At 47.3% G+C, this 22307-nt stretch carries 18 protein-coding genes; 8 read left to right on the top strand and 10 right to left on the bottom strand.

Annotated elements, in window-relative coordinates; genetic code table 11:
* Position 1: 1 nt before the first annotated feature.
* The 5 genes from ABQ275_RS07050 to ABQ275_RS07030 are packed head-to-tail and all read left to right on the top strand — an operon-like array spanning position 2 to position 7089.
* The gene (locus tag ABQ275_RS07050) at positions 2-1411 is read left to right on the top strand and encodes a radical SAM/SPASM domain-containing protein (RefSeq protein ID WP_349317573.1); all 1410 of its coding nucleotides are present in this window, start codon (positions 2-4) and stop codon (positions 1409-1411) included.
* Positions 1412-1432: 21 nt separating this feature from the next.
* Positions 1433-3802, top strand: a complete 2370-nt coding sequence (locus ABQ275_RS07045; protein WP_349317572.1) for an ABC transporter permease — start codon at positions 1433-1435, stop codon at positions 3800-3802.
* A gap of 39 nt (positions 3803-3841) precedes the next feature.
* Positions 3842-5053 carry a cytochrome P450 gene (locus ABQ275_RS07040; RefSeq protein ID WP_349317571.1) on the top strand — a complete coding sequence of 404 codons (1212 nt, stop codon included), beginning with the start codon at positions 3842-3844 and terminating at the stop codon, positions 5051-5053.
* A 2-nt stretch (positions 5054-5055) separates the two neighbouring features.
* Positions 5056-6189 carry a hypothetical protein gene (locus ABQ275_RS07035; RefSeq protein WP_349317570.1) on the top strand — a complete coding sequence of 378 codons (1134 nt, stop codon included), beginning with the start codon at positions 5056-5058 and terminating at the stop codon, positions 6187-6189.
* A gap of 3 nt (positions 6190-6192) precedes the next feature.
* Positions 6193-7089 (top strand): hypothetical protein, encoded by an 897-nt coding sequence (locus ABQ275_RS07030; RefSeq protein ID WP_349317569.1) that lies wholly within the window; start codon positions 6193-6195, stop codon positions 7087-7089.
* Positions 7090-7125: 36 nt separating this feature from the next.
* On the opposite strand, the gene ABQ275_RS07025 is transcribed toward ABQ275_RS07030, so the two are convergent.
* The 4 genes from ABQ275_RS07025 to ABQ275_RS07010 all read right to left on the bottom strand — a co-directional run bounded on the left by ABQ275_RS07025 (position 7126) and on the right by ABQ275_RS07010 (position 11177).
* Positions 7126-8142: a zinc-binding alcohol dehydrogenase family protein gene (locus ABQ275_RS07025; RefSeq protein WP_349317568.1), complete on the bottom strand. Its 1017-nt coding sequence runs from the start codon at positions 8140-8142 to the stop codon at positions 7126-7128.
* A gap of 108 nt (positions 8143-8250) precedes the next feature.
* Positions 8251-9705, bottom strand: coding sequence for an alpha-L-fucosidase (locus tag ABQ275_RS07020; RefSeq protein ID WP_349317567.1), 1455 nt, complete (start codon positions 9703-9705; stop codon positions 8251-8253).
* 173 nt (positions 9706-9878) lie between these two features.
* Positions 9879-10454, bottom strand: coding sequence for a DnaJ domain-containing protein (locus ABQ275_RS07015; RefSeq protein ID WP_349317566.1), 576 nt, complete (start codon positions 10452-10454; stop codon positions 9879-9881).
* A gap of 60 nt (positions 10455-10514) precedes the next feature.
* The gene (locus ABQ275_RS07010) at positions 10515-11177 is read right to left on the bottom strand and encodes a 4'-phosphopantetheinyl transferase superfamily protein (RefSeq protein ID WP_349317565.1); all 663 of its coding nucleotides are present in this window, start codon (positions 11175-11177) and stop codon (positions 10515-10517) included.
* Positions 11178-11312: 135 nt separating this feature from the next.
* On the opposite strand from ABQ275_RS07010, the gene ABQ275_RS07005 reads away from it, so the two are divergent.
* Positions 11313-11726 carry a response regulator gene (locus tag ABQ275_RS07005; RefSeq protein WP_349317564.1) on the top strand — a complete coding sequence of 138 codons (414 nt, stop codon included), beginning with the start codon at positions 11313-11315 and terminating at the stop codon, positions 11724-11726.
* Positions 11727-11880: 154 nt separating this feature from the next.
* Positions 11881-13194, top strand: coding sequence for a HAMP domain-containing sensor histidine kinase (locus tag ABQ275_RS07000; RefSeq protein ID WP_349317563.1), 1314 nt, complete (start codon positions 11881-11883; stop codon positions 13192-13194).
* Positions 13195-13288: 94 nt separating this feature from the next.
* Here ABQ275_RS07000 and ABQ275_RS06995 read toward each other — a convergent pair whose 3' ends face one another.
* The 6 genes from ABQ275_RS06995 to ABQ275_RS06970 form a co-directional block, all read right to left on the bottom strand.
* The gene (locus ABQ275_RS06995) at positions 13289-14479 is read right to left on the bottom strand and encodes a M20 family metallopeptidase (RefSeq protein ID WP_349317562.1); all 1191 of its coding nucleotides are present in this window, start codon (positions 14477-14479) and stop codon (positions 13289-13291) included.
* Between the two features lie 228 nt (positions 14480-14707).
* Entirely contained in the window at positions 14708-15472 is a 765-nt protein-coding gene (locus tag ABQ275_RS06990) for a glucosamine-6-phosphate deaminase (protein ID WP_349317561.1), read from the bottom strand.
* 22 nt (positions 15473-15494) lie between these two features.
* Positions 15495-16691, bottom strand: coding sequence for an N-acetylglucosamine-6-phosphate deacetylase (gene nagA / locus ABQ275_RS06985; protein ID WP_349317560.1), 1197 nt, complete (start codon positions 16689-16691; stop codon positions 15495-15497).
* Positions 16672-18051 (bottom strand): sugar MFS transporter, encoded by a 1380-nt coding sequence (locus ABQ275_RS06980; protein ID WP_349317559.1) that lies wholly within the window; start codon positions 18049-18051, stop codon positions 16672-16674. Before ABQ275_RS06980 ends, nagA begins: the two co-directional genes overlap by 20 nt.
* A 30-nt stretch (positions 18052-18081) precedes the next feature.
* The gene (locus tag ABQ275_RS06975) at positions 18082-19428 is read right to left on the bottom strand and encodes a Gfo/Idh/MocA family oxidoreductase (RefSeq protein WP_349317558.1); all 1347 of its coding nucleotides are present in this window, start codon (positions 19426-19428) and stop codon (positions 18082-18084) included.
* An 80-nt stretch (positions 19429-19508) separates the two neighbouring features.
* Complete coding sequence (locus ABQ275_RS06970) at positions 19509-20555, bottom strand: Gfo/Idh/MocA family oxidoreductase (RefSeq protein WP_349317557.1); 1047 nt, start codon at positions 20553-20555, stop codon at positions 19509-19511.
* A gap of 201 nt (positions 20556-20756) precedes the next feature.
* Here ABQ275_RS06970 and ABQ275_RS06965 point away from each other — a divergent pair, with 201 nt between their 5' ends.
* Entirely contained in the window at positions 20757-22301 is a 1545-nt protein-coding gene (locus ABQ275_RS06965; RefSeq protein WP_349317556.1) for a PQQ-dependent sugar dehydrogenase, read from the top strand.
* The last annotated feature ends 6 nt before the right edge of the window (positions 22302-22307 follow it).

Genomic DNA, 22307 nt, shown 5'->3' with positions numbered 1-22307 from the left:
AATGTATAAACTATCTCATTACGTTATTATTTCAGCTCCTGTTGACGAAGAGCAGCGAAGACTGGCCTACTCCACCCGGTCTGGCCACACCCTGCTGCTCCCGGAGATCTGCTATGAATTCCTGAAAAACGACCTGACAGATCATATCCCTGCTTCTGTGCAGGAGCAACTGGTGCGTGCGCAGATACTGGTGCAAAAAACGGAAAATGAGCTGGGAACGATTATGGCCGAAAATCACGCTGCTACTGCTACTCCTGGCAGACAACTGGTAGAGTCCATTCAACCCACTGCCTCCTGCCAGTTAGGTTGTTATTATTGCGGACAACAACATACCAAAAAAAATATGGCGGATGATGTAGTGGAAAAGCTGACAGACAGAATCCATCTTAAATTCATCTCCGGCGGTTATACTAATCTATATCTGGGCTGGTTTGGCGGGGAACCCCTCATGGGCTTCCCCCAGATGCGGATGATCTATAAGCGGCTGAAAGAAAAAATAAATAATGAAGAGGTGAAGATCGGCGGCAAAATAGTAACAAATGGTCTGTCGTTAAAAGAACCTGTATTTGAAGAACTGGTCACAAAATTTCATGTTGACCAGATAGAAATAACGCTGGATGGTACCGGTGATTATCATGACAGTCACCGCTATACGAAAAAAGGAACGGGGTCTTTTGATCTTATTTATAATAACCTGAAAACAATACTGCAAAGAGCAGATTATGAAAGCCTGGGATGCAGTATCATCATCCGTTGTAATGTAGATGAAAAGAATGTAGATGGTGTGGAGCCGCTCATCCGTCTCCTGGCAGCAGACGGTCTGCATACGAAGATAGCCCGGCTCTATTTTGTGGGCATCTATTCCTGGGGTGGTAATGATGCGCACAAGGCTTCACTTACAAAAGAAAAAATGGCCATGCTTACCATCAGGTGGCAGATCTTAAAAATAAAGCTGGGATACCCGTACAGCACCACCGGCTATAAAAGGAAACTGACTACCTGTATGGCCACCGGCGGTAATACAGAAATATATGATGCCTACGGTAATATTTATAATTGCTCGGAAATATCCTATGCGGATTTCTATAACGGCACACCCTATCAACTGGGCACCCTGCAAAAAAATACGCTGGATACCTTTGTCGATAAGCCTTTGAACGATTGGTACACCGTAGTAAGGGATACGGAAAAATATCCCTGTCACCATTGTAAGCTGCTACCCGTTTGTGGCGGTAGCTGTCCTAAATCATGGGTGGAAGGCATTCCAGCCTGTCCGCCTTTCAAATTCAATATCCTGAAAGAACTGGAACTCAAATACCTCCTTTGCCATACAGCAGCGCCACAACTGGAAGAACGGTTATCCGGCTTTGATGCAGCTTTGGCAGTGGAAGATTTTAAACGATATGAATAACCTGGTAACGAGAAAAAAAATATGCTGATCAATTTCCTGCTGACCGGAATCAGGAATCTCCGGAAGAATAAAATGACATCGCTTTTCAATATCATCGGCTTGTCGATGGGAATAGCCTGTACACTGGTGATCCTCATTTTTATTGAATTCCAGTACAAAGTAGATAGCATTCATAAAGATGGTGACCGCGTATTCCTGCTTACATATAAGATGAATAATAATGGCAGTCTCCTTACTTATGGACAAGCACCCGCCGCACTGGGTCCGGCTTTTAAAATGGATTTCCCGCAGGTAGAAAATATGGTGCGCCTGAAAAGCGAAACAGGCGCCGTTACAGTGAAGAATAAAGAAGCCCTGTATGAGCGCATCACTTTCAGTGATGGTGATTTTTTCGAGGTCTTTAACTTCCCGCTGAAATGGGGCAGCACACTGGCGCTGCAATCACCGGCCGCAGCTATTATCAGTGAAGATGTAGCCATTAAATATTTCGGCAGCAGCAACCCTGTGGGCGAAATACTAAATATAAAATTCGGGAACAACGAAGCAACGGCTTACACCATCGGAGGTGTGGCCGCCCGCTTTTCCAGGAAGGCCAGTTTCGATTTTGATATTCTACTGAACTATAGTGCGCTCAAATCACGTAATCCCGATTATGAAAGCTGGACAGCTACCACCAATGCCACTTTTATAAAAACCAGCACAAAGGGAGATATGGCGAAATTAATAACCCAGTCAGGAAAATATCTCGACAGTTATAATGCGGCCAATCCCGGTTTGAAGATCACCCAGTTTGGCTATGCGCCACTGGAAACGCTTTCTTTAAACAGCTACCGGATCCGTGGCTCCATCGTACGCGGCTGGGGGCCTCCCGCCGGAAGAATAGCTTTGCTGCTCATCGGGTTTCTGCTCATCACCATTTCCTGTCTTAATTATATTAATGCGGCTATCGCTCTCGGTGCGCGACGACTGATGGAAATAGGTGTACGGAAAGTACTGGGCAGCAGCCGCGGGTTTATCATCTACCAGTTTATGCTGGAAAACCTGATCATCAACTTCCTCGCATTGCTGGCAGGCATCCTGGTGGCAGCTTTCGTACTGTTGCCGCAGTTTGAAAAACTGCTGGACATCGGGCTGAGTTTCGAACTGGATAATTGGTGGACCTGGGCATTTTTCCTGTGCATCATGGCATTCACTACTTTTCTTTCCGGCGCTTATCCTTCCCTGTATATTTCCAGGTTTCAGACCGTGGAAATACTCAAAGGAGGCGGCGCACCGGGCAATAAGAAACGCCTCTCCAAAGTGATGCTCTCCCTGCAATTTATTTTTGCTTTCATCTATATCGTGGCAAGCCTTCACTTTATTGCCAACGAACACTATATGCGGAGCAGGGACCGTGGCTACCAACAACAGGACCTGCTGATGGTAAACCCCGCCAATAAAAGCGCCTACAACTATTTCAAAGACCAGCTGGCCAAACTGCCCGATGTAAAAGCGGTGGCAACTGCCAGGGATCATATTGGTTTCAGTAACAGTGAGGCGCTCGTGAGAACCGGCGACAGTGAAAACGATATAAAGGTGCTGGAACTGGGTGTTGACAGCGCCTACGTGCGGACACTCGCCATTAATATGTTAAGCGGTACCCCTTTCGACTGGAAAATAAATGCCGGCATCAATACTGTAGTGATTAATGAAACCATGGCCAGGCGCCTGAATACAAAAGACCCTATCGGTATGCAGCTGAAGATCGGCGACCAGGCGTATTATGTATCAGCCGTTACAAAAGATTTTCGTTTCAATGACTTCCAGAGCCTCATCGAACCGGTGGTAATGACGCTGGCGGAACCCGATCAGTGTAATTATATTATTGTAAGAACACAACCGGGAGCAGCAGATAAAGTATATGCCCAACTAAAAACGTTGTGGCAGTCTGTTACGCCGGAAGTACCTTTTGAAGGCGCTTTCCAGGAAGACGCTTTTCAGCGGTATTTCAACATTGTAACGGGGCATAATAAAATCATGAGCTTCTCTGCTTTCCTGGCGCTGATCCTTTCCTGCATGGGGCTTTTCAGCCTGGTATACCTGAATATAATAAGCAGGCAGAAAAACTACAGCATCATGAAGATCATGGGGGCGGGTAATATTGACCTGATCCTGAAAGTACTGGGCATCTATATGAAAAACCTGCTGATCGCCATTGTTATTGGCTTTCCGCTGAGTATGTATGCCATCAAAATGATGTTTGGTATCGTATACAAAGATCACATGCCTGTCTCGTGGATCTATCCGCTGTGTGGCTTCTTTATCTTAATGCCGATCTATATGCTGACCGTTTGTTCCATGGTGTTGAAAGTGATCCGGCAAAACCCGGTTAAAACACTCCGGAATGAATAATCTTTTATTTTATCTATCATCATTTACAGGATATATCAAATGGAAACAAAACTGAATGCCCGTGTCAAAACTACCCCTTCCTTCCTGCAAGGGGCTCCTATGGCTATTCCGGCAGACAATCCATACCCGCTCTACCGGCAGATGCAACAAAAGGACCGTATAGAAAGGATTTCCTCCATGCAGTGGGTCATTACAGGATATGAAGAAGCAGTGGCGTTGCTGCAACACCCTTCCTGCTCTCACTGGGGACAAGACCCTGAAACACAAACGGCGCTTTTCTCCGGCCAGGGTGCGATGGGCAAAACACTTTTTGCTTTCTCTCCGGAAAGCGGGCTTCCTTACCGGAAAAATGTGCTGCACGCACTGGCCGCCAAAAACCTGCGCTTCCAGTCGGATGCCATGCTGCAACAGGCCGACAAGCTGCTGACCGCACTCCGGGAACAGGATGTCATTGATTTTATGGCCGACTACGCGCACCCCTATACGTTTGAAACCATCAGCCGTATCATCGGTGTACCAGCCGGTGATATTGACAAGCTCACCGCACTGGCCGGTATGTTGCACGGAAAGTACCTGCAATATATTGTTACCCCACCCACTTCAGGACCTGCGCTGGAGTTTATGGAATATATCCGTTCTATTGTGGTATATAAAAGAAAACATCCCGACGATGATCTTTGCAGTGCCTTGATTGATGTAGCCAAACAGGAAAAAGAAGACGACAGTTTCATCGAGTCTATGTTACTGCTGTTGTTTTATGCAGGCCACGACAACATGATGAACTTCCTGGGCAATGCGGTAGTAGCGTTAGATCAGCACCCGAAAACACAGGCGGTACTGCGTAGTCAGCCAGCGAAAATAAGCGGTTGCATAGATGAGCTGCTGCGTTATGACAGCCCGGTACAATTCTTTTTGCTCTTTGCAAAAGACAACATTAAGTTATCTAAAAAAACGATTCCGGCAGGTAGCCAGGTATTGGTTTGTGTGGGCGCGGCCAACCGCGACCCTAAAGCATTTCCTGACCCGGATGATATACTGCTGGATAGAAAACCGGCACACCTGAGTTACGGCGCCGGCGCTTACCGTTGTATAGGCGCCCGGCTGGCACAGTTACAGGCAAGCACCGGGCTAACCCAGTTCATAGCCGCCACGGAAGCATATACGCCTTTGCAGGACGGCACCCGCTGGCGCACCTATCCTTACCTGCAACGCGGCCCCGATTCCCTGAAACTGCAAATCAAATGGCGCTAACCATGCAATTTAAGTTGTCGAAATATGTGTACATCTCTCCCCCCATTGACGGAAAAGAAGAACCTTCCGCCAAAAGGATGCTCTACTCCCTCCGCAAGGGAATGGGCGTTACAGTAACCGGATATGCGTTACAGTTAGTGCGTGAAGGCAACTTCGCCGCTATTCCTGATGGCCTGTTCAGCACCCTGATGTATCATGACCTGATCCTGCCGGCAGATGAGGAAGAGCTGGAAGAAATCGTGATAAAGAACCAACTCGCTGCCGCAGATATGCGTGCCAATGAATACAGTGTACGGCTCACCTGCGAAGCAGACATCGTTCCGCTATTGCCGGTGCTACAGATCCGGGAATGGCTACAGGCCGCAACGCCGCCGGCAATAAAAAAGAAGCAACTGCGCATCACGCTGGAAGCCCGCAACCTGGAAGCAGCGGGCGGCCAGGTAGAAGCAGTACATGACCAGGTGGACAAGGCAGGACTTCTTGCTTCCTGCCAGCCTGTATTTCAACTGGAAAGCGGGACTTGCACCAACTGGGATTACCCGGAACAAATATTGTCTGCCACCACGATTAAGCTCGACCACATTATCCTTCAACCGGAAGTGATTCGTGAAGCGCATACCGCGATACGTATGCATGATATGCTGCTGGCACTGGAAGAAAAACTGATCTCCGGTAGCCTGCTGGCCGCTGTCAATTTTCATATAACCGTTACCGTTACATCGGAGTATGAGACACTGTTACCTTTGCTGATGAAGTCATTGACAGCACTGCGCCGGTATCGGCAGGTGACCCTGCTGGTACAGCTTTCACAGGAAGAACAGGAAAGTACCGGCACTTTCTTTTTGAAAGAAAAAGAACTGTTGAAATACCTCGATGCACAAGGCTTATTCCTGAACCTGTTGCCGGTTAAACTTCCCTGTGAATACAGGAAAGGTGACAACGGCACACATCACTATGATCCGGGCATGGTGGCATCCTTACTCACCGGAAAAAGCTTTTGCGCCACCTGTAGCTACCTTCCGCTTTGTGGTGGAGAGATAGATAAACAAGAAGGTTATAATGATAACTGCCCTGCTTTCATTCATAACTTCCCGGAGAAGGTTTACCTGAAATATAATATACCTCTTAGCTCCTGATATATGCAACAAACAGCCACTCCCGTTAAAAAGAAACTCACCTGGAACAAACATCAGTTTGCAGAAACCGTTTTGTACCTGCGTGTATTTATGACGGCATTAAACAAGGCGCTTCCAACAAACGAGCGGCAGACGTTGTATATGATCGCGAAATTATTTACGGATGCTACTGTAGAAGTGAACAGTAACCGCTTCCGCGTGGCACAGCATCTTTTTGAAAGAGGTGAACGGTACCTGCATGCATTACCCGATGAAAAAGTGATGTTAAAATCGTTCCTGGTAAACGTATACGACCGCTCAAAATCGTTGTACCATCATCGTACAGGCGACGTTGAAAAAGCCATTAGCCTGATTCATCATACCTTAAACAATAACAGGAAACTGGAAGCACAGGGGTTTCATTTCCTGCTTTTCGACCGGCTCTCGCAATATCAGAACCTCTCGCGGGTTTATTTCTCCGCAGGAAAAAAAACTGCTGCACTGGAAATGCTGTCTGATTGCCTGGTATTCCTGCTCACAGGACAGGCCACCCTCCTGGCAGATCTGAATGACCATTATGTGAAAGAATACGATGCAGATATGATAGAAATGAGGCATTCTCTTATTTGTCAGTTGCTGTTTGAAACCACCCACCGGATCCAGCAGGAAAATGACGCTGTGCAATTAGCCGCAGACTGTGCGCTTTTCTTTGAACCGATGTTGCAAAGCATTCACCGGTTTATGATCCGCAAGCCGGAAGAAGCACTTATTAAACAATGGCTGGAGATCATTCCGTTATTTTACCGGCAGCAATCCGCCGGGTTGCATGCAGCTGTTGCCGCATTTGGGTTACAGGCAGATGCAGCGGCTTTATACAAAGGTATTCCCTATAAGTTGCTGGAACAGTTTACTGCCGGGTAAACATTCATCCACAAACGTATCATTGGAAATACAAGACTATTCCAGGCTCACCATAGCTTTAATAACACCATTGGCGGGATCGAGCCAGCTGGCGAACTGGTCTTTCACCTGGTCAAAGTTTACCTGGTGTGTAATATAAGTGCCGGGCTTTATCCATCCTTTCGCAATACAGGCAATTACATGGTCGAAATCCACCCGGGTGGCGTTGCGGCTGCTCATTAAAGTCGCTTCCCGCTTATGAAATTCAGGATGACTAAAATGGATTTCTCCTTTCTGTAGTCCTATCAATACATATCGCGCGCCATGTGCCATATATTGAAAAGCGTTGTTAATAGCAGGCCCGTTGCCGGTAGCGTCTATAACCACCGTCGGCATGTCTCCACCGGTAATTTTCATTAATTGTGCGGTCACATCTTCTTCCCGGGCATTCACAACATGTGGTACCTGCAAGTGTTCTTTGCAAAAGTTTAAACGGTGGTTGTTGACGTCCAGCGCAATCACCTGGCCACCGGCAATGCGGGCCATTTCCATGGTACCCAAACCGATAGGCCCTGCGCCCACTACAAGCACGTATTCGCCTGCCTGCACCCCTGCGCGGCGCACACCATGCGCACCTATCGCCAACGGCTCTACGAGCGCCAGTTCATCCGCACCGAGGCCCTGACCATGTACCAGTGAATAGGCAGGTACAGAAAAATACGCCGTCATGCCACCATCGGCATGTACCCCGCAAACTGATATCCGGCTGCAACAATTGGGTTTCCCGGCACGACAGGCAATACATTCCCCACAATTGAAATAAGGAATAATGGTAACCAGCTCCCCCTTTTCAAATCCAGGTGCATTGCCGGTTTCCACTAATTCCCCTGCCAGCTCATGTCCCAGTACCCGCGGGTAACTGAAATAAGGCTGCGTACCTTCAAAGGCGTGGAGATCAGTACCGCATATGCCTATACGTTTTATCCGGATGATGGCCTGGCCTTCCGCTGATACCGGCATGTCCCTGTTCACATACGCAAACTCCCCCGGCTGTGTGCAAACCAATGTCTTCATTTGTCTATATTATTTATACGCCCCGCTAAATGTCAGCTATACAATTAAAAAAGGATTAACCTCGTTGATCAGGTTAATCCTCTTTTAATATCTATCTGATCTTCATCTTTATTTTCCTGCAATCTTCACCACAAACATATCATGTGGGATATCACCAGGACGCATGCCTGACAAGTTTATCACCACGTCTTTACCCTGCTGTTGCCCGCGGATAGCCTTGTTACAGCCCAGGATACTGAGCGCGGCATTCTTTGGAAGGGTATAGTTTTTTATGCGCAGTTGTTCCTGAAAATTGGTAACAATACAATACAACGCGCCTGGTTTCTGTGTAAAGAACATTTCGATATTGGCGTTTTCCTTCGATGGTTGTACCATTTTTGCAATATCGTATTTGGCCATATAGTTGGCTTCTTTCACTTCCGGGCGTTTGCCTGCACTCCATTGGCGGGTTTCTTTCCATGCTTTCGTATCGTAAATCGCTTCTCCGTTTGTTGTCAGCCAGGCACCCATGTCAATTAATTTCTGCTGCATGATAACAGGGATACGACCGTCAGCCGTGGGTCCGATGTCCAGCAACAGGTTGCCGCCACGCGCTACAATATCAACCAGGAGTATAATAAGATCACTGCTTTTCTTATAATCATTTACATTCTCCATGCGGTTATAGCCATAAGAGTAGCCGATACCCTGGCTCTCTTCCCAGGCTACACCCGGCTGCATGCCGCTGCCATATTCGGAGGTGAAATAGGTAGCTCCGTTGTTTTTACCACGCGTTTTTTTCCCCCAGCGATCATCCACTGCTACCTCATCTTTTACGGGTGATTCATTGTATAACCAGGCCAGTAATTCCGTGCTACGCCAGGCGGTGTCCGAGAGCTCCCATTCCCCATCGGAGAAGATCACGGAAGGTTTGTAACGGGTTACCAGGTCTTTGAACTGCGGGATCATCACTTCATCCACATATTTCTTTTTATCTTTCAGCCACAAAGGATTATACCACTCATACAGGGAATAGTAGTAGCCCATGCGTAAACCGGCCTTGCGCACTTCTGTTGTCAGATCGCCCAGCAGATCGCGTTTAGGCGTACCCGTTACCGCGTTCCAGGAATGGCCCCAGGACTCATTGGCTTGTTTATTATCCCACAGGCAGTACCCCTCGTGATGCTTGGAAGTCAATACCACATAGCGGGCGCCGGAGCGACGAAAAACATCCGCCCATTGGGCCGGGTCAAAAAGTGAAGCGGTAAACTGTGACTCAAACTTTTCATAGGGAAAATCTTTCCCATATTCCTTATCATGGAAAGCCTGCAGCTTTGCATTTTTACCTTCTTTTTTGGCCCGCAGGTTGTGCCAATACCATTCTGAATAGCCACCATCGCCTACTACTGCATATGACGGCACCGCATATACGCCCCAGTGAATAAAGATGCCAAACTTGGACTGGTTGAACCATTCAGGCACTCCCCGCTTGTTCAGTGAAGGCCAATCTGCCGTATAATTCTGCGCAGAAAGAGATAACATAACAAACAGTAAGCCGATTGTACTTACAATAGTTTTCTTCATAAAGGAATTTTAATTGCAAACTAAGAGGTCCCCGCAGAGACACGGTTATTACCACTAAAGTAGATGCTGTATCTGCTAAATCCAAATACCTTCTGCGCAGGTACTGATAGTATCCTCACCTGCCGTAACTTTTGCAACGCTTCGGGGCAGTTTTTTGCTGCATCGGCTGCCCGTTACAGGCATTTTACCACCAGGATCACCGTTACGACCAACAGGCTAACGGCCAGTATTCCCGTCACTACGGGCATTAAACGATTCCTGTGGGGATCATGGGCTGCTTCCAGTTGCCGCACTTTTGCCCTCACCCGCTCATATGCTTCATTATTGATTCTTTGTTCCCGGACTTCATACCGTTGCCGCATTTCCTGCTCTTTCTTTTTCAGCTTCTCTTCATACCTTCTTCTGAAAGAATCTTCATATTGTTTCAGCACTGCTGCGCTTACCCTGGTAGTATTGTGTTGAGATAAGTTCCTGTCATAGGCTGTTCTGCCGGCAGGATCTGAAAGCGTTTCATAAGCCTGCTGGATAGCTTTAAACCTTTCTTCAAAAAAGCGGTCACCATCATTTTTATCCGGATGAAATTTCTGGGAGAGTTTTCTATACGCCGTCTTAACCTGGGCATCGCTGGCATTGTTTTCTATTCCTAAAATGTAATAATAGTCTCTCATTTTTGTCGTCAGCAATACTTTTATTGTTGGATCTGATATGGCCGGTTTATACAATGGATGATGCCCGATAGATCCGGGCATCCGGCAACTAATATATAACTAAATCGGAACAAGACAAATACAGGAAACCAGGATGCCGTGTCAGCTACCGGCAACCGGCAGCAGGTCTTCCAGGGAGATATATTGGACCGGAACAGCCGTCATGGCCTTATTTACGGCAACACATGCACAGTAATCAGGATCAATATGCAATGGAAACAGCCACCAGTTTACGCCATCATACCGGGCCGTATCATTTTCAATAACAATGTCATTCAGCGGAATATATATGCCCCGGCTATCTGCTTTCATCACACTTTCCTTGATCGCCCAATACGAAAAAAAAGCGCCGACCGGATCTGCTGCTGCATGGATCTCTCCCCATTGATCATCGGTCATCATCTCTGTAAAATCTGGTAAATCAATATTTTTTATCGCTTCAATATCAATACCCACTTTTACATGCCTGCCAACAGCACAGAGAACATAATCCCCTGAGTGGGAAATATTAAAATCCACCTCGCCGGGAATATAGGGCCGGTGGTAGGGGTTATACTGTACCTGCTGTAAACAGTTGCGATCATATCCCCATCGTTGCAGCACTTCCAGCAATAGCAGTTGTCCGGCTAGGTGCAGTTGCTTATCCTGATCCGTTTTATAACGATTATTCTTTTGCTGCAAAGCATCAGGTAATAACGAAAGATATTCACCAAAAAGTTGTGGTGATAAATGACTTGTTAAGCGGGTACAAAAAACTTCCATCATCTTTAATAATTATTCCGGCAGCTTTTTAAATTTGATTATACCGGTAAATTTAACGAAATTGTATAGCCTTTGAAGAACCCAACTGAAAAATCCGGAAACCAGTTATTTTATTTGTAAACCTAATTTTAACCATTTATGACGCGACGGACCATACTAGTGATCGATGATGATGCCGATGACAGAACTTTTTTTAAAGAAGCGATGAAGGAAGTATCACCGGAAATAGAAACCTACACCTGTGAAAGCGGGATACAGGCGATTGCACTGCTATCTGACGAAACACTACTCCCTCCCGACTATATCTTCCTTGATTTAAATATGCCATTAATGAATGGTAAGGAATGTTTGCTGGAATTAGGCAAGATCCTTCACCGGCAACTGACAAAGATTATTGTGCTCAGTACTTCAGCTTTGAAGGAAGATATGGAAGATAGTATCCGGCTCGGGGCAAAACTCTTTCTGACCAAACCCAACTCTTTTGAAGGCTTATGTAAAATACTCAAAGACGTAATAGAAGAAGGGTGGCAAAAACAATTCTTAAAGCGGTAATAACAGGTCATATAAAATTATTTTACACTATAAAAATAAAGATAAACTATCCATAACCCACGCTGGTATGCTCCCCCAGCTTTATAGCATAAATGTTTATTTCAACAACACAGATAGACGGCTTCCATCATTTATTTTTTTTTAGTTTTGTAACATGCTAAAGAACAAAATAGGAGCTGTTTCAGATCGGTTTAAAAGGGTCTTTAACTTCCTCGTTGGCTTCCCGGATGAAGTTTCTTTTGAAAACCGGAACTTCAACTCTATCTGCATTATTGCACTCCTTGTTATTTTGTTCAATATCCCATTTGATATTATTATCGGGTTAAAGGCAACTACCTACCTCCTTCTTGGCATGTTTGTGGCGCTGGCCAGCCTGTACTACCTGTCCAGGTTCAGGAACAAGCCTGTCCTTAGTATGAGCATCAGTATTATACTGATCAATGCCCTTTTTGGGGTAAATTATTTCTTCAGCTCCGGCATTGAAGGCTCCTCCCTGTTGATCTATACCCTGACCTTTTTCCTGATCATGCTGGTATCTCCGCGGCAGTATGGCTGGTGGCTGCTCCTCAACCTGCTGGTAGTAACCTGCCTGGTTATTTATGAATATTATCATCCGGAGAGCATTCCGCGCGTATACAGCGATCGCAGCTACTTCTTTGCGGACCTGATGTACGCCTATGTAACCGGTATTATGGTTATTTTCTGCGGAACGCTTTACCTTAAAAGGGTCTATAACACAGAAAAGCAGAAAGGAGAAGAGAAAAACAAGGTACTGGAGAGCATGAATACCGAGAAAAACAAGCTCTTTTCTATCATCTCCCACGATTTACGCAGTCCGATGGCCAATATCCAGTCGTACCTGGAATTGATGAAGGACATGGAATTGCCGCAGGAAGATAAAAAACAGCTGGAAGCAGAACTACTGCAAATGGTCAATAATACCCAGGAGATGCTGTACAACATGCTTTCCTGGTCCAAAACGCAGTTACAGGGCCTCGCCGTTAACCTGGCCCCTGTTAACATTGCGGAAGCAGTCACCCCTATCCTGAAGATCAACGATACGTTGATCTCAAAAAAAAAGATTACCCTCCAGCATCAGATCGATCCTTCTCTTGAAGCCATCGCAGACCTCAATATGCTGCAACTGATCATACGCAATATCATCGGGAATGCCATCAAATTCACCCCCGCCGGAGGTAGTATCTATATCAGGGCAGATAAACAGGGCGATGAATGCATATTGACCGTAGAAGACACCGGCACCGGTATCGATCCCCGGTGGAAGGAAGAGATCTTTTCCCTCAAAGCCAGGTCCACTTTCGGAACCGGTAATGAAAAAGGGATCGGTTTAGGACTTTACCTCTGCAAAGAATACACTGCCGCCCAACATGGCAGGATATGGTTTGAACCCAATAGAAAAGTGGGAAGCGCGTTTTACTTAGCTCTACCGACGAGGATTAAAGGATGATAGGATTTATAGGATGGGTGTTTTGCTGTTTAATATTATTTGCTGTTTAATATTAAAAACAACAAAACACCCATCCTATAAATCCTATCATCCTTTAATCCTGGTCCAGTGTTTTTAGGGCCAGGTAAGCCATCAGGCCGGCACCGGTTTCGAGTGCATGATCATCGGCATCAAAAGTGGCGGTATGCAGGCCGGATATGATACCTTTTTCCTCATTACGTACGCCCAGCCGGTAAAAGCAGGCATCCGCCACCTGTGAATAGTAGGCAAAATCTTCTGCCGCCATCCAGATGTCGAGGTCCAGTACATTGTCTTCTCCTAAAAAATCTATAGCATGGGCGCGGGTGGCCGCAGTTAACTTATCTTCATTGATCAGTACAGGATAGCCTTTGCGGATCTCGATATCACAGCTACCTTCCATACTTTCCGCCAGGGTAACCGCCATTTTCCGGATCTTGTCATGCGCTTCTTTGCGCCATTGCTCGTCCAGCGAACGGAAGGTACCTTCCAGTCTTACTTCATCCGGAATAACATTACTGGCGCCGTTGGCGATCATCCTGCCAAATGACAGTACCGAAGGTGACATCACATTTGCCCGCCGGCTGACGATCTGCTGCAAGGCAATCACCATATGACAGGCAATCACCACAGGATCGATCCCCAGGTGTGGCATGGCGCCATGACCGCCTTTCCCTTTTACGGTGATGAATATCTCATCATTGCTGGCCATATAACGGCCGCCCCGGAAACCTACTTTTCCGGCAGGCAGCTCCGGCATGGTGTGTTGCCCCAGAATACTGAGTGGACGCGGGTTTTCCAGCACCCCTTCTTTGATCATGATACTGGCGCCTCCCGGTACCAGTTCTTCCGCCGGCTGAAAAATAAATTTTATGGTTCCTGAAAAATCAGCTTTCAGGCTGTTAAGGATCGCGGCGGTAGTGAGTAACGAAGAGGTGTGTACATCATGACCACAGGCATGCATCACGCCACTGTTCTGCGACTTATAAGCCACGTCATTCAGCTCTGTGATAGGCAATGCATCGATATCGGCGCGTAAGGCCACTACCCTGTCACTACCGGGCTTGTCGCCCTTCACGAGCGCAACGATGCCGGTATTAGCCATCGGTTGGAAAGGAATATGGAGTGCCTGTAGTTTTTCCGCCACAAAAGCGGCGGTATTATATTCCTTAAAAGAGAGTTCCGGGTGTGCATGCAGGTGGCGGCGGTTAGCCACTGTTTCCGTCTGCAGTTGGCTGGCCAGCTGCCGGATCTTTTCTTTCAGCATGGGTGATGGTATTTGTTTCTTTTGCCTGGAATGTTTTTACAAAATAATCATACCGGTAACGGCTATACCCTGTATGAGTAATCCCCCGCACCTGAATATTCCCCAAGTATACACTTTTTTATCTGCCTGAAAAGCGATAAGTGCTGAAGATGGTTGCAGCAGGGCCATTACCATTTTCAGCACTTATCGCTTTCCGGTTTTTTTTACGGGAGATGATTAACTTATCTTTTACAACTGTGCGGCACTGTCTTCATCAATAAAAAGAACAGCCGCCGCATGTGTGCGCAGTATCGTAGAAGGGTATTTTTCCTGAATGGCATCATGCAGGGTATGATATACCGCGGCAGCTTTTTTCTCACCCGGTACCATACAATAAATAAAGGCCGCTTTCATCAGGGCAGGAACCGTTAAGGTAACAGCATGCACCGGTACCGCTTCCAGGGTAGCGAAGCAGCCGTCATTCACCTGTTGGCGGCGGCATGCCTCATCGAGTTCCACCACCTTCACTAATAACGGATCGTTGAAATCAGCTACATGTGGATCATTGAAAGCGATGTGCGCATTTTCCCCGATACCCATGTGTACAATATCAGCCGGATACTGTTCCAGCAAAGCCGCGTAGCGACTGCATTCTGCCGGCAGATCAGCGGCATTGCCATTGATATAATGTACTGCTGCAAAAGGAAGTTTGCCGAAGATCCTTTCCTTCAGGAAGTTGCCAAAGCCTTGTGGCGCCGATGCCGGCAAGCCCACATATTCATCCATATGAAAGGCGCGCACCCGCTGCCAGTCAATACCGGTATGCGCTACCAGCGCCGACAGGAATTCATTCTGCGAAGGCGCAGCTGCAAAGATGATGTTTACACTTTCCTTTGCCGCCAGTAATTGAATAATTTTATCAGCGGCTATACTGGCAGCAGCAGCTCCCATGGCTGCACGGCTGGCATAACGCTGTACCTGTAACAGGTCAGTTGTTGTTGTAATGTTGTTCATTATTAATATCTTCTCTTAAATATTATGAATGATCAGCGGTATACCTGATATGACCTTCTACCATAACCGTAGAAATCCTGATGTCATCATTAAAGATGACAATATCCGCATCCTTGCCTGCCACCAGCGATCCTTTCCTGTCTGCAATACCCATAATGGCCGCAGGGGAAGTACTGATCATTTGTATGGCATCTGTTATAGGTACACCCGCCAGCTGCACCATGTTGCGTACCAGCCGGTCGGCAGTAGCAACGCTGCCCGCAAAAGAGCTGCGGTCCGGCAGTTTGGCGACATCATCTTCTACGATTACCCGGAGGCCGTTTTCTAAACCGCCCAGGATACTTTCACCGGGTGGCATGCCTGCGGCACGCATGGCATCTGTAATCAAAGCAATTTTATCCGGTCCTTTTATTTTGTAAACCAGCTTCAGTAATGGCGCAGGTAAATGAATACCGTCCGCAATAATTTCAACCGTCATTTCATCCAGCAGAAAAGCACTTTCTATCACGCCCGCATAACGGAAAGCGTTGCGGCGCGTAACGCCGGACATCGCAGAATACATATGGGTAAGGTGCGTATAGCCGTTTTCGAAAGCTTCCAGCATTTCTTCATAGATCGCATCTGTGTGCGCCGCAGCAGGCAAAATGCCTTTGCTGCGCAGATAGCGGCCAAAAGGCAACGCACCCGGTAACTCCGGCGCTGCACTCCACCGTACTACATCATCAGATGCTGCCAGCACTTCTTTGTACTCCGCTTCATCAGGATTGCGGATATAACGCGGGTCCTGTGCGCCCCGCTGACTCATCGCCACATAAGGCCCTTCCAGGTGCAGTCCCAGGAAACGGGCGCCGGCAACATTGCGTTTGTTGGCCGCATCATATACTTCCAGCGTTTTCAACAGGCTGGCCTTATCGCTGCTCAAAGTAGTAGGTACCATTGAAGTAGTACCGTACTGCAAATGCTTCTCCGCTACTTTTAAAAACGCGTTTACATCTCCATCCATGAAATCATGACCACCGCCCCCATGAATATGTAGGTCAATAAATCCCGGCGCTATGTATTGTCCGCCGGCATCTATTTCTATGGCATCCGGCGCAGGAATATCACGGTCGCTTACCGCAAGGATCCGGCTACCTTCCGTTAACAGCGTGCCCCCGCGGATGATACGGTAAGGCGTAACTATATTTCCGTTAAAAATTTTATACTTCTTCTGTTCCATGTAATTGCTTTTCCGGATGAATTTGAATCGGCGAACGCACCACTTTCCAGCTCCTGAGTGTATGTCCGTAAAAGGCGTAGAATATCAGGTACAGATAACAAGGGAATAATACCCAGTAGGCATAACGCACACCATGCAGATCGGCAAAATAGCCGTACAATGGCGGCAGCAGGGCATTTCCGCTCAACCCCATGATCATCAGCGACGCGCCCAGTTTTGTAAAGCGTCCCAGTCCGTCCAGCGCCAGTGGCCATATACCGGCCCATACCAGCGAGTTGGCAAAACCCAGCAACACCACAAACCAGATGGACATATCAGTGGTATGTCCCAGCAGACGTACTTCCCCATGCATATAAATAATGCCGAGTGTAAACATAGCCCCCAGCACCGTGCAGATCCGCAAGGCATTTACCTGGCTGATAAACCGCGGGATGGTGGCAATACCCAGCAGGTAACCACAGATGGTGACAAACAGCGTATACGACGGAAACGTTTTTGCTTCCAACAGTGGAATATGCATAGAACCGGCATAGCCGATAATGGTATCAATAGCTACTACCTGTGTGCCCACATGTAAAAAGATAGCCAGTGCGCCCAATATGAGATGCGGAAATCCGAAGATGTTTTTTTTACCTGCGTTGGCAGTAGCCAGCGCACCATCTTCCTGTTCTGTATTAATTTCCGGTAAGGGAGAATAACGTACCAGCATACCCAATACAAACAGCACGGCGGCAACAATGGCATAGGGCGCGATCACCCGCCGGATCAATTCATCCAGTGCGGCTCCGCGTGCCTCACCTGTCATATGTTGCAACTGCGCAAAGAGGCTACTGTCTGTTGGTTTCAGGATCACCGCTGCAAAGATCAGCGGTGCTATGATACCCGCACCTTTATTACAGATACCCATGATACTGATACGCTGCGCCGCACTTTCCTTGGGTCCTAAAATAGTGATGTACGGATTGGCAGCAGTTTGCAAAATTGCCAGTCCCAATCCAATGGTAAACAATCCCAGTAAAAAGATCTCATAGGTGCGTGTAAGCGCGGCAGGAATAAAGATAAAGGCGCCCACCGCCATCACCCAGAAACCTATCATCATGCCCTTTTTAAATCCTACCGCTTTTAAGAGATAGGAAGAAGGAACAGACATGACGAAGTAGGAAATGTAGAATGCAAAAGCCACGAGGTACGATTGAAAATTCGTTAGCTCGCAGGCTATTTTAAAGTAAGGTATCAGGATGGCATTCACCCACGTCACAAACCCGAATATAAAAAACAGCATCCCTATGATGAGGATGGATATAACGGTATCGCGCCTACTGAGTTCGCTGACTTCTACCGTGGTGGATGTTGATTTCATAATTATAATTTCAGATACCTTATAAATCAATTACAACGTTGGTTCCCATCCCTGCTCATAGTCGCGCTTCCAGAATTTCTGTGCAACCGCATCGTTCAGGATATGCCCGTTCGTTGTGTCAATATGCAGTGCATTGCCGGAACGCAGGGAGATATTGCCCAACTGGCAAAGCAGGGTGCTTTGATAACCGCCGAGGATATCCGCATTCAGCGTTGCACCCTTCTGGATCCCTGCAAAGAAATTCTGGATATGCAGTGCATCCAGGCTTTCAGCAGGGTTCATCAGGTTGCGCGGATCAATGATTGTCTGATTCTTTACTTCTTTCACTACTTTATTATCCAGGTCATAGATCACGTAAGCGTTACCATCTATTGCCAGTGAACCTTTCTCTCCATAAAAAATAACACCTACGGAATTACCTTCCACCGTGCGGCCATTGCAGCTGCGGCCTTCCCATGTCATACTGGTATTGTTGGGAAATTCCAGGGTGATCACCTGTGTATCCGGTGTTTCCCAATCATCTTTATAACGGTAACGTCCCCCCGCAGAAGTAACGCGGCTTGGATAATCAACACCCAGGCCCCAACGCATCAGGTCAATCATATGTGTACCGTTGTTGAGTGCTTCACCGGTACCCCAGTTCCAGAACCAATGCCAGTTATAATGAATCAGGTTATCTTTCAGCGCACGACGGGGAGCAGGACCCTGCCACAGCTCATAGTTGAGCCAGGATGGCACGTCTATTTCCTTGCCAACACCGATAGACGCCCGGTTATTGGTATACCAGCCTTTTGCAAAATAGGCGCGGCCGATTGTACCTTCCTGTACTTCGCGGATACCCGCGGCTACATTTGGCCAGGAACGGCGCTGGTTACCCATCTGTATCACCGTTTTATATTTATCGGCTACTTTTACCAGCAGCTCTCCTTCATACGGATTATGGCTGCATGGTTTTTCCAGGTATACATGTTTTCCTGCTTTGGCAGCCAGGATAGCAGCCGGCGCATGCCAGTGATCCGGTGCTGCTACTACCAGTGCATCCATGTTCTTATTTTCCAGCGCCTTCCTGAAATCGGGTACTGCTTTCGGTTTCGATTTCGTAATACCATATACGCTGTTGATACATTTCTCTGCAGCACGACTGTCTACATCAGAAACAGAAATCACTTCACAATTCTTCTGACGGGAATAATTATTGGCCAAAGCCAGGCCGCGTGAGTTTACGCCCATCATACCCACCCGGATACGATCATTGGAACCCATAATGCGGGAATAGCTGGCAGCACTAAAGCCGGGTATCGGTAATACCGCGCTTAACGCTATAGCTGCCGTACCCTTAGCGGTGTTTTTCAAAAAATTTCTACGGGACGCCTTCATAATATGAATGATTTTGTTATTTATAAATTTTGATATTTTGTTTCAATAGAAAAGCTATTACTGCATAAATATCCAAATGATTAAATGTTCATTTTTTGTTTGCGGGCTTTTTTGTAGATATCAGCGAGTAATACCGGTGCGCCGCCTTTACGCTTGCTTTCATCGGCTGCTTCCATAAAGGCCAGGATTTCCAGTGTTTCTTCCGGTTTTACAGGAGATACGCCGGTTCTGAAAAAGGTAGCGATCTGCAACAGTAATGATTCATATCCTTTAAAGGGGCCCAGCGTCATGTTTCCTTTTTCCCCGAATACACGGGCGCCGAAATCATATTTGCCGCTGCGTGTTCCGCGGAAGGTACCGATACGGTCATCTTCCCACATACCTACCGCCACATCTGTGTCGGTGGTATGAAAACGGGTAACCGACTTACAACCGGTACCCATTACTGTATATAATGTTTCCACGCCGTGGATGCCGTACCAGAAAAGATCGGGATGCGTTACTTCCAGCGATGCGGGGCTGTATGCATCTGCGCCGATCACTTTACCGATAACGCCGTCCTGTGCAATTTGTTGCGCGCCATCCATATAGCGCAGCGATGAAGCGGAAAATACCGGTGCATTATATTTTGCAGCAGCGGCAAAGATGGCCATTCCATCTGCCAGCGAAGCCGCCAGCGGTTTATCTATAAATACTTTTTTACCAGCCTTCAGCGCCGGCAATGCCTGCGCCAGGTGCGGACGGCCATCATTCGATTCTACCAGTACCACATCTACCTTCTCTAATAATGCTGCGATAGAATCCACTATCTCTACACCCATCGCTTTCACCTGCTCAACAAATTCCGGCATGCGTTTTTTGTTGCCTTCAATATCCGGACTTGATTGCGGAAAAGCTGCCACTACCCGCATGCCTTCCAGACCGGCTACCGGAGTGGAACTATTAAAGCCCTTGGTAAAGGCAGGTGCATGTGAGGTATCAAGACCAATGATACCGATCCTGATAATCGCCTGTTTTCCGGGCGAAGCCATTCCATACAATGGTTTTAAACCAGCGAGCAAGCCTGCTCCTACACCGGCTATAGCGGTAGTCCGGATAAATCTTCGTCTGTTAAATGATGTTGTCATAAATATGAAGAGATTTTGGTATCAGGTATGAAAAACGGGTACGTACCCGAAAAGTAATTCTTTTTTTGAGAACACACAATGTTTTTTACAAAAAATCACGCTGCACTTTCTTTTAATTTAGAAAGAATGTAGCTACCTTTCGGTAACGTACCCGAAAACAGGACAGATCAACCGGAAAAAGAGTAAGACTATTTTGAATATATGAGACGTTTCACCATAATTATTTTACTGATGGTCGTGACAGCCGGTATTTACCTGCTGGTAAAAAAACAGGGAAACCCCACGTTTACACAGCCGATAGAAGTCACGCTACAACTGGATTCCACCACATTGGGTATCAGCACCATCATTTCAGACCTGGATGTTCCCTGGGAAATAGCCTGGGGACCAGATAATCAGATCTTTTACACCGAACAAAGCGGCACCATCAGCAAAGTTGATCCGCATACCGGCCGCAAAAAACTATTGCTGACCGTACCGGATGTGTACCGGCAACGCAGTCTGGGCATGTTGGGCATGGCCATCTATTCCGGTAAAAAACAAACTTATGTGTTGGTGGATTATACCCACATGAAACAGGATTCTACCATTGTGTCGCGGCTGGTACGCTATACCTACGCCACCGACACGTTGAAAGATCCGCTGCAGCTGCTGGAACTTCCCGGCAACACCGGTCACAATGGCGCACGTGTAGCTATCTCACAAGATGGCAAAGTATTGTACGCCACCGGCGATGCCGCCCGTGACCAGAATGCACCCGATACGGCCTCCCTGAATGGAAAAGTATTACGACTCAATATCGATGGATCTGTACCGGCAGACAATCCCTATCCCGGCAATTACATGTGGTCCAGGGGACACCGGAATATCCAGGGACTGGTATGTACGCCCGAAGGCAACATCTTTGCCGCTGAACATGGCGACGCTACGGACGATGAAATTAATCATATTAAAAAAGCCGGCTACTACGGGTGGGCCAGGATAGAAGGATATGCTGACCGCCCCGATGAAAAAACACATGCGGACTCCTTCCCTTTTATTGCTCCCCTGAAAGCATGGACACCTACTATTGCACCCGCCGGCATTGACTATTATCATTCGGATAAAATTCCTGAATGGCGAAACAGTCTTTTACTAGGTACCCTCAAAACTGCCAGTCTGCGGGCTTTACAGCTTAATGCCACCCAGGATGCCATCACGGGTGAACAAGTCTACCTCACCGGGAAATTCGGCCGGCTGCGTGATCTCTGCATTTCACCGGATGGTGATGTGTATGTAGCCACCAGCAATCGTGACTGGAATCCCGGCAAAGGATTCCCCCTACCGCATGACGACCGGATCCTGCGCATTGCTAAAGTACAGGCGGATGATAAGATACCGGCAACAGCTACACGCGAAACAGCTGATACGAAAAAAAACACGCCCGTCTCAAAAGGCGCCGGTATCTATAAAAGCTACTGCGAATCCTGTCACAAACCGGATGGCAAAGGCGTTACCGCCTCCTTCCCTGCGCTGGACAACAACCCGCTGGTAACAGGAAAGGTACCACCCCTCCTGCAAATAATATTGCAGGGTCGCACCGGCGCTACCAAAAATAAAAACAGTACCTATGGCGAACAGATGCCCGCTTTCAGTTTCCTCAGCGACACTGACATTGCAGCATTAGCCACCTATATACGCAGCAGCTGGAGTAATACAGCAGACAGCGTAACCATCACCGACGTCACAAAAGAAAGAAAGCCGTAATCACAA

This window comes from Chitinophaga sp. MM2321, assembly GCF_964033635.1.
In the GTDB taxonomy this organism is placed as follows: domain Bacteria; phylum Bacteroidota; class Bacteroidia; order Chitinophagales; family Chitinophagaceae; genus Chitinophaga.
The sequence above is the reverse complement of the archived record's forward strand: the minus strand, read 5'-3'. Positions and strand labels throughout refer to the sequence as shown.

What these genes read in the sequence shown, in the direction of transcription:
- ABQ275_RS06965 (WP_349317556.1), top strand. Translation starts at nt 20,757, where the DNA reads ATGAGACGTTTCACCATAATTATTTTACTGATGGTCGTGACAGCCGGT.
- ABQ275_RS07025 (WP_349317568.1), bottom strand. Translation starts at nt 8,142, where the DNA reads ATGAAGACATTGGTTTGCACACAGCCGGGGGAGTTTGCGTATGTGAAC.
- ABQ275_RS07035 (WP_349317570.1), top strand. Translation starts at nt 5,056, where the DNA reads ATGCAATTTAAGTTGTCGAAATATGTGTACATCTCTCCCCCCATTGAC.
- ABQ275_RS07030 (WP_349317569.1), top strand. Translation starts at nt 6,193, where the DNA reads ATGCAACAAACAGCCACTCCCGTTAAAAAGAAACTCACCTGGAACAAA.
- ABQ275_RS07005 (WP_349317564.1), top strand. Translation starts at nt 11,313, where the DNA reads ATGACGCGACGGACCATACTAGTGATCGATGATGATGCCGATGACAGA.
- ABQ275_RS07050 (WP_349317573.1), top strand. Translation starts at nt 2, where the DNA reads ATGTATAAACTATCTCATTACGTTATTATTTCAGCTCCTGTTGACGAA.
- ABQ275_RS07000 (WP_349317563.1), top strand. Translation starts at nt 11,881, where the DNA reads ATGCTAAAGAACAAAATAGGAGCTGTTTCAGATCGGTTTAAAAGGGTC.
- ABQ275_RS06975 (WP_349317558.1), bottom strand. Translation starts at nt 19,428, where the DNA reads ATGAAGGCGTCCCGTAGAAATTTTTTGAAAAACACCGCTAAGGGTACG.
- ABQ275_RS07045 (WP_349317572.1), top strand. Translation starts at nt 1,433, where the DNA reads ATGCTGATCAATTTCCTGCTGACCGGAATCAGGAATCTCCGGAAGAAT.
- ABQ275_RS07020 (WP_349317567.1), bottom strand. Translation starts at nt 9,705, where the DNA reads ATGAAGAAAACTATTGTAAGTACAATCGGCTTACTGTTTGTTATGTTA.
- nagA (WP_349317560.1), bottom strand. Translation starts at nt 16,691, where the DNA reads ATGGAACAGAAGAAGTATAAAATTTTTAACGGAAATATAGTTACGCCT.
- ABQ275_RS06970 (WP_349317557.1), bottom strand. Translation starts at nt 20,555, where the DNA reads ATGACAACATCATTTAACAGACGAAGATTTATCCGGACTACCGCTATA.
- ABQ275_RS06995 (WP_349317562.1), bottom strand. Translation starts at nt 14,479, where the DNA reads ATGCTGAAAGAAAAGATCCGGCAGCTGGCCAGCCAACTGCAGACGGAA.
- ABQ275_RS07040 (WP_349317571.1), top strand. Translation starts at nt 3,842, where the DNA reads ATGGAAACAAAACTGAATGCCCGTGTCAAAACTACCCCTTCCTTCCTG.
- ABQ275_RS07015 (WP_349317566.1), bottom strand. Translation starts at nt 10,454, where the DNA reads ATGCCCGGATCTATCGGGCATCATCCATTGTATAAACCGGCCATATCA.
- ABQ275_RS06990 (WP_349317561.1), bottom strand. Translation starts at nt 15,472, where the DNA reads ATGAACAACATTACAACAACAACTGACCTGTTACAGGTACAGCGTTAT.
- ABQ275_RS07010 (WP_349317565.1), bottom strand. Translation starts at nt 11,177, where the DNA reads ATGATGGAAGTTTTTTGTACCCGCTTAACAAGTCATTTATCACCACAA.
- ABQ275_RS06980 (WP_349317559.1), bottom strand. Translation starts at nt 18,051, where the DNA reads ATGAAATCAACATCCACCACGGTAGAAGTCAGCGAACTCAGTAGGCGC.